The organism is Iodidimonas gelatinilytica (genome assembly GCF_008579125.1).
Lineage (GTDB): Bacteria > Pseudomonadota > Alphaproteobacteria > Sphingomonadales > Rhodothalassiaceae > Iodidimonas > Iodidimonas muriae.
Genome location: NZ_BKCL01000020.1, coordinates 1 through 8,301, shown reverse-complemented (window position 1 = coordinate 8,301; position 8,301 = coordinate 1). Strand labels below are relative to the sequence as shown.

Genomic DNA, 8,301 nt, shown 5'->3' with positions numbered 1-8,301 from the left:
TTGCCCAGTCCTATTAATTCGTTCTCACCGCGCCCATCGGGGCGATTCATTGCGCAAATTCCGACGGATCGGCAGCGACGGGCCCAGAAAGGCATGCGTGCCCCTAAATCTGGAGCGGGTGACGGGAATCGAACCCGCATAACCAGCTTGGAAGGCTGGGGCTCTACCATTGAGCTACACCCGCGAACCCGGCCGGCAACCTGTCCGGCTCCCTCAATGTCTGACCGTTATCTGTCTGAACATTGTGGGAAAAAAGTGGTGGAGGGGCAGGATTCGAACCTGCGTAGGGAAACCCGGCAGATTTACAGTCTGCTGCCTTTAACCACTCGGCCACCCCTCCAAAACACATGACGGCCCGTTCACTTCCGAGCCGCGTGGGGCCGGACTATCCGCAAATGGAAGGCCTTGTCAACATTCCTCTTCGGGAAATTCATCCCCAAAAGCATTTTCCTATGATCCGGAACGGCATTCCCCATGGTGGATGCTTGCGCCCAAAGCCCGTTATGCCTATAGCGAAGCCATGGCACAGCAAAAAAAATCTCGCAGAAAAACACCCGGGCGCGGCCCCGCTCCAGAGGCCAGAAAAGCCCCGGAAAAACGGCGCACAGCTCCCACAGAAACCAATCGCCCCAACAAAAGGGCGCCCGGATTATTGTTGTTCGGAAAGCACGCCGTTGCAGCAGCGCTTTTGAATCCAAAGCGGCAGGCCAAACGGCTTTATGCCACCAAAAACGGCTTGGACGCCTTAACCTCCCTATGCGCCTTACCCACGGGCCTTCCGGTCGAGATCACCGACATGGACAGTCTGAAGTCTTTGGTGTCCGGCCCCAATGCCACCGGCGATTCTCCCACCCAAGGCGTGGTGTTGGAGGTCTTGCCGCTTCCCGGATATTCCGCCCTGGATTTCCCGCCAAAAACGGCCGAACGCTCGGTGATCGTGGTGCTGGATCAGGTGGAAGACCCCCATAATGTGGGCGCCATCTTGCGCTCTGCTGCCGTATTTGGCGCCCAATGCCTTATTACGCAAGATCGCCATGTCCCGCCGGAAAGCGGCGTTCTTGCCAAATCGGCGTCTGGCGCTTTGGATGTGGTGCCATGGGTGCGGGTGACCAATATCGCCGCAACGCTGGATGAACTGGCACAGATGGGCTATTGGCGCGTCGGCCTTGCGGGCGAGGGCGAAGCGACACTTGAGGCGATCGACCTTGGTCCGGCTTTGGTTCTGGTGTTGGGTGCAGAAGGCCGGGGCCTGCGCCCTCTGGTGCGCAAGCACTGCGATATGCTGGCGAAAATCCCGTTGACCGCAACGGGTGGGCTGATCGATAGCCTGAATGTATCCAATGCCGCCGCTGTGGCCCTTTACGCCCTGACACAAGGAAAGCCAAAGCGATAATCGCACATAAAAAGGCCGCGCCCTGAAGTGGCCCGGCCTTTTTCCAACCCGTCTCGCTTGATAGGTGACAATCCTTGCCCTGACAAACTCAGGACCGGGCTCCATTCGCATGGGCAACCTTGCGGTTGTTATTATAATGGCGCTGGGCGTGACGAATCAGTGTCAGGGGAACCGTGCTGTCCGTTTCCGGTGCGACTTTCGTTTGCAGAACGTTTTTCATGGTCTTGTCCTCATCAGATACTGTCATGGATAGATTATTTTGTTTTTGAAGGTCTTCACCGCCCTTCCCCAGAGCAGTGAAGACAAGGATTAAGTGCGTCAGAGATTGTAGCGGCGGAACCAGATCGCGCCATAGATGAGACCGGCGGCAATCACCAGACCGATCCACAAGTCCACAGAACCGAGCGTAGAGAACGCCCCCCCAAGATCGGGTTTGCTCATTTCCTGCATGACGATTTCAAGTTCGCTCTCGCCCGCCCCATTAAATCGCGTACTATCCGCAATCGGTTCGCTGATAGAACGGATCACCGGAGCTGCGGACAGATGGGTGCCGATCCATGTAATGAAATGGTTCGAGCGCAAAAACAGACCCTCGGCCACCGCCACCACCACAGGCGGCAACACAGCATACATGAAGGGGGCGCGGGGAGCATAAGCACCACAAAAAAGCACCCAGGCAAAGACAGGCAACGCCCACAGAGCCCACATCATCATGAATACCGGGGATTGCAGCCAGTTTATCAAAATCACGTCGATTTGCCACACGGTCCACACCGGTCCGCCTTGCACGCCGCCAATGACAGAGACCACCAAAAGGGTGAGAACCTGCATAATCGCACTGACGATCAGGAAAACCAGCGGCGCCAGCACCATGCCTGCGGCCAATTTGACCAGAACTTCTTGCGTATCCGACACCGGCATGGACTTCCAAAACAGGAAACTCCTGTCTCGCCGTTCTTCATAAAGGCTGCCCAGCAGGATGAAAAAAATCACAAAGGGCAAAATCAGCAAAGCTGGAGCGGACATCATGGACAGGAAAGTGATCACCAGCCCGCCCCGCACCAAAGGCTCTTCCGCCGCCAGCCTCCCTAGCAAGCCTGCTATGGAGGCATATTCGTTTTCAGAACCATGCCAATCAGGCACCATGATTCCGGCGCCGATGCTCAGCGATGCAACCGCCACAACCAGCATCAATCCTGTAATGATCGCCGGTGCATAAACAATGCCGGTCCGGTGCTCGATCAGTTCGCGCTTGGCCAAGGCCAAAAATTTACTCATGCCCCGTCTCCCGACATTTTGGCGACAAAGATATCGGCCAGCGACATCCTGCGAATGTCGCCCAATTGTTTCAACGCGGCACGATCCGCCCCTTCATAGACAAAGGAGCAGCGCCCCAGAGAGCGGCTTTCCTGGATCGGGTTCAAAGCCCTTGCCGCATCCGCATGATCATTGTCGGTGACCAGTTCGAAAAACCGTTCATTCAAATCGTCGGCCGGAGCATCCAGCACAATCTCGCCGTCGCGGATGAACATCACATCACTCAGGATATGTTCAATTTCCTCCACCTGATGGGTAGTGACGATGATGGTGCGCTCTTCATCGAAATATTCTTCTAAAAGATCCCGATAAAAGGCTTTGCGGAACAAGATGTCCAGGCCCAGGGTCGGCTCGTCCAGCACCAAAAGGCGGGCATCGATGCCCATGACAATGGCCAGATGCAGTTGCGTCACCATGCCTTTGGACAGGGCCTTGATCGCCTTGTTTTGCGGAATTTTCGTGCGCTCCAGAAAATTCAGCGTGGCCGTGCGCGAAAAACGCGGATGCACGCCTTCCACATAATCCAAAAGCTGCGAGACCTTCATCCAACGGGGCAAAGTGGCCACATCGGCAATGAAGCAGACCTCTTTCATCAATTCATCGCGCTGACGCCCCGGGTCTTTTCCCAAAACCCGCACATCGCCATCAAAGGGAATCAGCCCCAAAATGGCATTGAGCAAAGTGGTCTTGCCCGCGCCATTGGCACCAATGACGCCAAAGATCCGTCCAAGAGGGATGGTAAAATCAACGCCCTTCAAAGCCGTAAACTTCCCATATTGCTTGGCAAGCCCGGTGGCTTCGATCACCGGATTCCCGGCGTGCATTTTGTGGTCATTCATTACCGCCCCCTGTTTTTTCAACGCTTGTTGCGAGCAAGTCTTGTGGATCGATTCCCAGTGAGTCTATGCGCTCGAGAATGCGCGGCCAGTCTTCTTCCAAAAACCGGCGGCGCTCATTGGACAAAACCTTGCCGCGCGCACCTTCAATGATGAACATGCCCAGGCCCCGACGTTTTTCCACCAGATCTTCGGCCACCAACTCCTGATAAGCCTTTGATGCAGTGATCGGATTGATTTGCAGGTCCACGGCGATTGCTCGCACCGAGGGCAGTGGCTCCCCTTCCTTCAGGTCACCGTCAATGATGGCATTCACCACCTTGTCTCTTAATTGCCGGTAAATCGGCTGATCGTCCGTCCAATCTGACGTGATCATGATGTTTCTTTCTTTGGCATTCTTTCATCTTATCCCCGGTTTGTCCCCATGGCGCCGTTACGATATGCCAAACAGGGTGGGCACAGGGGCGATTCGAAAATCATGCCGCCGTGTGGGAATCAAGCGATTTATCCGCCGATTTCCTTTAAAAGAGTCGCTTATCCTCGCTGTCGTGACCATCGGGCCTCTCCTTTTCGGAGTTTATCGCTTGCTGTCGTTATTTGGCGGGAGGGCCATGCCCATCGCCTTAGTGTGTTACATATGTATAACACCGGAACGCACATGTCAACAGGTGTTGTATCCTCCTACATCACCACAAAAATTATCATTATTTTTTAATGAGATAATTTCATTCTTCATGCACCAAGCGATCTCTGTCCGGGCGTTATTTCACATTAAACTAAGAAAAAAGAACAGACTCTGCCCCATCAACCGCCCGTCCGGGCATTTTTTCAATTGATTCTCGGCGCATCGCCGCATAGGTTCCCAGCCGCGCGGGCACTTCAGCCCCATATAAGCGCAGGGCCGGCTTAGCTCAGTTGGTAGAGCAGTGGTTTTGTAAACCGAAGGTCGGGGGTTCGAGTCCCTCAGCCGGCACCATTTCCCCCCTTAGTCCCGTCCAGCCCGACTCGCACATAACGCTCTCTCGGGTGCCGGACATGATGGGGGAACGCGTGGCTGCCCATGCCAGCTCCCCCTCTTCCCCCTAAGAGACTGACAGAGAAAAGTCCCTCACCGTCCATGATTGGGTTTTGAATTGGATCACGCCCTGTGGCACCCTGCGCTTGTTTTAGGCATTACGCTCACCAATCCACGATCGTCGCTTATCAAAAGAGGTTCAACCCTTCATGACCAGCCGCGCCATTGCCGCCGTCATCCTTGCTGCTGGCAAGGGCACCCGCATGAAATCAAGCCAACATAAAGTACTGCATCCCTTGGCAGGGCAACCAATGATCCATCATCTTTTGGCAACACTTGATCATGTGCAAACCAGTCGCACAGTGATGGTGGTGGGGGCCGGCCGCGACCAAGTGGAAACGGCGATGGCGGGCCGTGATATCCGCTTTGCTGTACAAGAGCCGCAATTGGGTACGGGGCATGCGGTGATGGCAGCCCTCCCCGAACTGGACGGTCATAAGGGCGATATTTTGGTGCTTTATGGCGATACGCCGCTGATTCCTGCTGATATTTTGGCGCAAATGCTCAGCCGTTTGCACAGCACGCCCCCAAATGGCAGCGGCAAAACCGGCCTTGTGGTGCTGGGCTTTCGCCCCAAAGACCCGGCCCAATATGGCCGACTGGTTCTGGATGGCGATGACGCGCTTGATCGCATTGTCGAATATAAAGATGCCACCCCGTCTGAACGCGCCATATCCTTGTGCAATTCCGGGGTGATGGCTTTTGATGGAGCTTTATTGCCCGACCTGCTGTCACGCCTGACAAATTCCAATGCCAATGGCGAATATTACCTCACCGATACGGTGGCCATCGCTCGCAGCCTGGGGGCAAGCGTGCAAGTGGTCGAGGCTTTGGAAGACGATCTGATCGGGGTCAATTCACGGATGGATCTGGCCAAGGCGGAAGCGGTGATTCAAAAACGCATGCGGGACGCCGCCATGGCAAATGGAGCGACCTTGATTGATCCCGCGAGCGTTTATTTCAGCCACGATACCAAGCTGGGCCGGGACGTTCTGGTGGAACCCCATGTGGTCTTCGGCCCCGGCGTCCATATTGCCGATGGTGCAACCATCCGCGCTTTTTCGCATCTGGAAGGAGCACATGTCGCGGAAAATGCCACAATTGGCCCCTATGCCCGGCTGCGGCCCGGTGCCGAGATCGGCATTGGAGCAAAGGTGGGAAATTTCGTGGAAATCAAAAAGGCCAAAGTGGAAGAGGGTGCCAAGATCAGCCATTTAAGCTATATCGGCGATGCCAGCATTGGGGCCCATGCCAATATCGGTGCGGGCACCATCACGTGCAATTATGATGGCTTTTCAAAATACCATACCAGCATCGGTGCCGGAGCCTTTATCGGCTCCAATTCTGCGTTGGTGGCCCCCGTTACCATCGGGGCCGGGGCCATTGTAGGCGCAGGCAGCACCCTTTCCGGGAATGTGGAGGCCGACGATCTGGCGCTCACCCGGGCCGAGCGGCAAACGCGACCCGGCTGGGCAAAAAAATTCCGCGCCGCCAAGCAACGTAAAAAATAAACAGACGAGGGAGTGGACCATCATGTGCGGCATCATTGGCATTGTCGGGCGCGCGCCTGTTTCAGACCGGCTGGTGGACGCTTTGCGTCGGCTGGAATATCGCGGTTATGACAGCGCCGGCATCGCCACCTTGTGCAACAGCAGGCTGGACCGCCGCCGGGCCAGCGGCAAATTGCGCAATCTGGAAGCGGTATTGGAAAAATCCCCGCTAGAGGGCCTGATCGGCATTGGCCACACCCGATGGGCCACCCATGGTGCTCCGACCGAAGCCAATGCCCATCCTCATCTGGGGGCACATGTTGCGGTGGTCCATAATGGTATTATCGAAAATTTCAAAGAGCTGCGCGATGCCCTGATAAAAGCCGGACACAGCTTTTCCAGCGACACCGATACGGAAGTCATCGCCCATTTGTTAAGCGACCGTATCGCCCGTGGTCTTTCCCCCCATGATGCCGTGAAAGACACCCTCGACCAATTGGAAGGGGCCTTTGCCCTTGCCATTTTGATCAATGGCGAAGACCGCGTGATGTTTGGCGCGCGACGCGGCAGCCCGCTGGTTGTGGGCTATGGCGAAGGGGAAAGTTATTTGGGCTCTGATGCCATCGCTTTGGCGGGACTGACCAATCGCATTTGCTATCTGGAAGAAGGCGATTGGGTCCAAATGTCCAACGACACTGTGCAGATATTCGATATGACCGGCGCCGCGGTTGAGCGGCCCATCACCTTGTCCGCCGCCACCGGGGCTTTGGTGGATAAGGGCAATCACCGCCATTTCATGCTCAAGGAGATCTATGAGCAGCCCACCGTCGTCGGGCAAACCCTCAGCAGCTATATTGACCCGTTAAATCAACGCATTGTGCTGCAAGATCTGTGCTTTGATCCCAAAACCATTTCGCGCATCACGCTGATAGCGTGCGGCACCAGCTATTATGCGGCCATGGTCGCCAAATACTGGATAGAACACTATGCCCACATTCCGGTGGATGTGGATATCGCCTCGGAGTTTCGATATCGCGCGCCGGTTCTTTCCCAAGGCGGCTTGGCGGTGTTTATCTCGCAATCGGGCGAAACGGCCGATACGCTGGCAGCCCTGCGCCATTGCAAACAGGCAGGTCAAACGGTGGCCGCCATCGTGAATGTGCCGGAATCCACCATGGCCCGCGAAGCCGATATGGTGTTTCCCATCCATGCAGGACCGGAAATCGGAGTCGCCAGCACCAAGGCCTTCACCTGCCAGCTCAGTGTTCTCGCTGCCCTTGCCATTGGCTTTGGCGTCTTGCGCAAAACCATCGACCGCTCTTTGGAGGCCACCTTGGTGCAAGCCTTGAGCGAAGTCCCCTCCCGCATGGCAGAGGTTTTGCATCATGATGAAAAGCTGCGCGACATCGCAGCCGATCTGGCAAATGCCCGCGATGTGCTTTATCTGGGCCGTGGAACCGATTATCCCATCGCCCTTGAAGGCGCGTTGAAGCTCAAGGAAATCAGCTATATTCACGCCGAAGGCTATGCGGCAGGGGAATTGAAACACGGCCCGATCGCCCTCATCGATCAAGCCGTTCCCATTGTGGTGATTGCCCCCATGGGGCCTTTGTTTGAAAAAACCGTATCCAATATGGAAGAGGCCATCGCCCGCGGCGGAAAAGTGATTTTGATGAGTTGCAAAGACGGCCTGAAAAATCACAGCGACATGGCCGTGGCCAGCATCGAACTGCCACAGGTCCACCCCATGGCCACGCCTTTGCTTTATGCACTGCCTGTGCAGCTTCTCGCTTATCACACCGCCGTCCATAAAGGCACCGATGTGGACCAACCGCGCAATCTGGCAAAATCGGTAACGGTGGAATGAGCCTCATTCAGCGAAACATCTCTAAATAAACACTGGACAGTTGCACGAATAACTGGAAAGAATACCCGTATCAAGTGTACTTCAAGGGGGCGCTGCATGGTGCTTGGCCCCCAATGCCACGGGTTATATGGATTGTGCACATCCTGTCTGTCATTGGCACGCGCCCAGAGGCTATCAAACTCGCTCCTCTCATTCTGGAGTTCGAGCAAAGACGTGACATCACGCACAGCTTGTGCCTGACAGGCCAGCACCGGGATTTGGTGCAGCCGGTGTTGCAACAATTTGGCCTCAAAAGCACATATGATCTGGACCTGATGGCCCCC

7 protein-coding genes, 3 tRNA genes and 1 pseudogene are annotated in these 8,301 nt (G+C 55.6%); 5 read left to right on the top strand and 6 right to left on the bottom strand.

Annotation, left to right across the window (positions count from 1 at the left end; all coding sequences use genetic code 11):
- Window positions 1-110: 110 nt before the first annotated feature.
- Both JCM17844_RS13740 and JCM17844_RS13735 read right to left on the bottom strand, forming a co-directional pair.
- Window positions 111-184 (bottom strand) — tRNA-Gly (locus JCM17844_RS13740).
- A 72-nt stretch (window positions 185-256) separates the two neighbouring features.
- Window positions 257-340, bottom strand: a tRNA-Tyr gene (locus JCM17844_RS13735).
- Between the two features lie 141 nt (window positions 341-481).
- Between JCM17844_RS13735 and rlmB the strand changes: the two genes are divergently transcribed.
- Entirely contained in the window at window positions 482-1,393 is a 912-nt protein-coding gene (gene rlmB, locus JCM17844_RS13730) for a 23S rRNA (guanosine(2251)-2'-O)-methyltransferase RlmB (protein WP_210432031.1), read from the top strand.
- Between the two features lie 88 nt (window positions 1,394-1,481).
- Here rlmB and JCM17844_RS16815 read toward each other — a convergent pair whose 3' ends face one another.
- The 4 genes from JCM17844_RS16815 to JCM17844_RS13715 all read right to left on the bottom strand — a co-directional run bounded on the left by JCM17844_RS16815 (window position 1,482) and on the right by JCM17844_RS13715 (window position 3,919).
- A complete protein-coding gene (locus JCM17844_RS16815; RefSeq protein WP_268885195.1) occupies window positions 1,482-1,613 on the bottom strand; it encodes a hypothetical protein in 132 nt (43 codons plus the stop codon).
- Window positions 1,614-1,711: 98 nt separating this feature from the next.
- Window positions 1,712-2,671: a hypothetical protein gene (locus JCM17844_RS13725; protein WP_150001468.1), complete on the bottom strand. Its 960-nt coding sequence runs from the start codon at window positions 2,669-2,671 to the stop codon at window positions 1,712-1,714.
- The gene (locus JCM17844_RS13720; RefSeq protein WP_210432030.1) at window positions 2,668-3,549 is read right to left on the bottom strand and encodes an ABC transporter ATP-binding protein; all 882 of its coding nucleotides are present in this window, start codon (window positions 3,547-3,549) and stop codon (window positions 2,668-2,670) included. Before JCM17844_RS13720 ends, JCM17844_RS13725 begins: the two co-directional genes overlap by 4 nt.
- The gene (locus JCM17844_RS13715; protein WP_371863807.1) at window positions 3,542-3,919 is read right to left on the bottom strand and encodes a GntR family transcriptional regulator; all 378 of its coding nucleotides are present in this window, start codon (window positions 3,917-3,919) and stop codon (window positions 3,542-3,544) included. The genes JCM17844_RS13720 and JCM17844_RS13715 overlap by 8 nt, the downstream gene beginning before the upstream one ends.
- Before the next feature lie 527 nt (window positions 3,920-4,446).
- On the opposite strand from JCM17844_RS13715, the gene JCM17844_RS13710 reads away from it, so the two are divergent.
- The 4 genes and pseudogenes from JCM17844_RS13710 to JCM17844_RS15550 form a co-directional block, all read left to right on the top strand.
- A tRNA-Thr gene (locus JCM17844_RS13710) sits at window positions 4,447-4,522 on the top strand.
- 248 nt (window positions 4,523-4,770) lie between these two features.
- A complete protein-coding gene (gene glmU, locus JCM17844_RS13705; protein ID WP_150001466.1) occupies window positions 4,771-6,132 on the top strand; it encodes a bifunctional UDP-N-acetylglucosamine diphosphorylase/glucosamine-1-phosphate N-acetyltransferase GlmU in 1,362 nt (453 codons plus the stop codon).
- A 22-nt stretch (window positions 6,133-6,154) separates the two neighbouring features.
- A complete protein-coding gene (gene glmS, locus JCM17844_RS13700) occupies window positions 6,155-7,978 on the top strand; it encodes a glutamine--fructose-6-phosphate transaminase (isomerizing) (RefSeq protein ID WP_150001465.1) in 1,824 nt (607 codons plus the stop codon).
- 113 nt (window positions 7,979-8,091) lie between these two features.
- Window positions 8,092-8,301: pseudogene (locus JCM17844_RS15550) on the top strand (non-hydrolyzing UDP-N-acetylglucosamine 2-epimerase); the annotation flags it as partial.

What these genes read in the sequence shown, in the direction of transcription:
- JCM17844_RS13720 (WP_210432030.1), bottom strand. Translation starts at nt 3,549, where the DNA reads ATGAATGACCACAAAATGCACGCCGGGAATCCGGTGATCGAAGCCACC.
- glmS (WP_150001465.1), top strand. Translation starts at nt 6,155, where the DNA reads ATGTGCGGCATCATTGGCATTGTCGGGCGCGCGCCTGTTTCAGACCGG.
- rlmB (WP_210432031.1), top strand. Translation starts at nt 482, where the DNA reads ATGCTTGCGCCCAAAGCCCGTTATGCCTATAGCGAAGCCATGGCACAG.
- glmU (WP_150001466.1), top strand. Translation starts at nt 4,771, where the DNA reads ATGACCAGCCGCGCCATTGCCGCCGTCATCCTTGCTGCTGGCAAGGGC.
- JCM17844_RS16815 (WP_268885195.1), bottom strand. Translation starts at nt 1,613, where the DNA reads ATGAAAAACGTTCTGCAAACGAAAGTCGCACCGGAAACGGACAGCACG.
- JCM17844_RS13725 (WP_150001468.1), bottom strand. Translation starts at nt 2,671, where the DNA reads ATGAGTAAATTTTTGGCCTTGGCCAAGCGCGAACTGATCGAGCACCGG.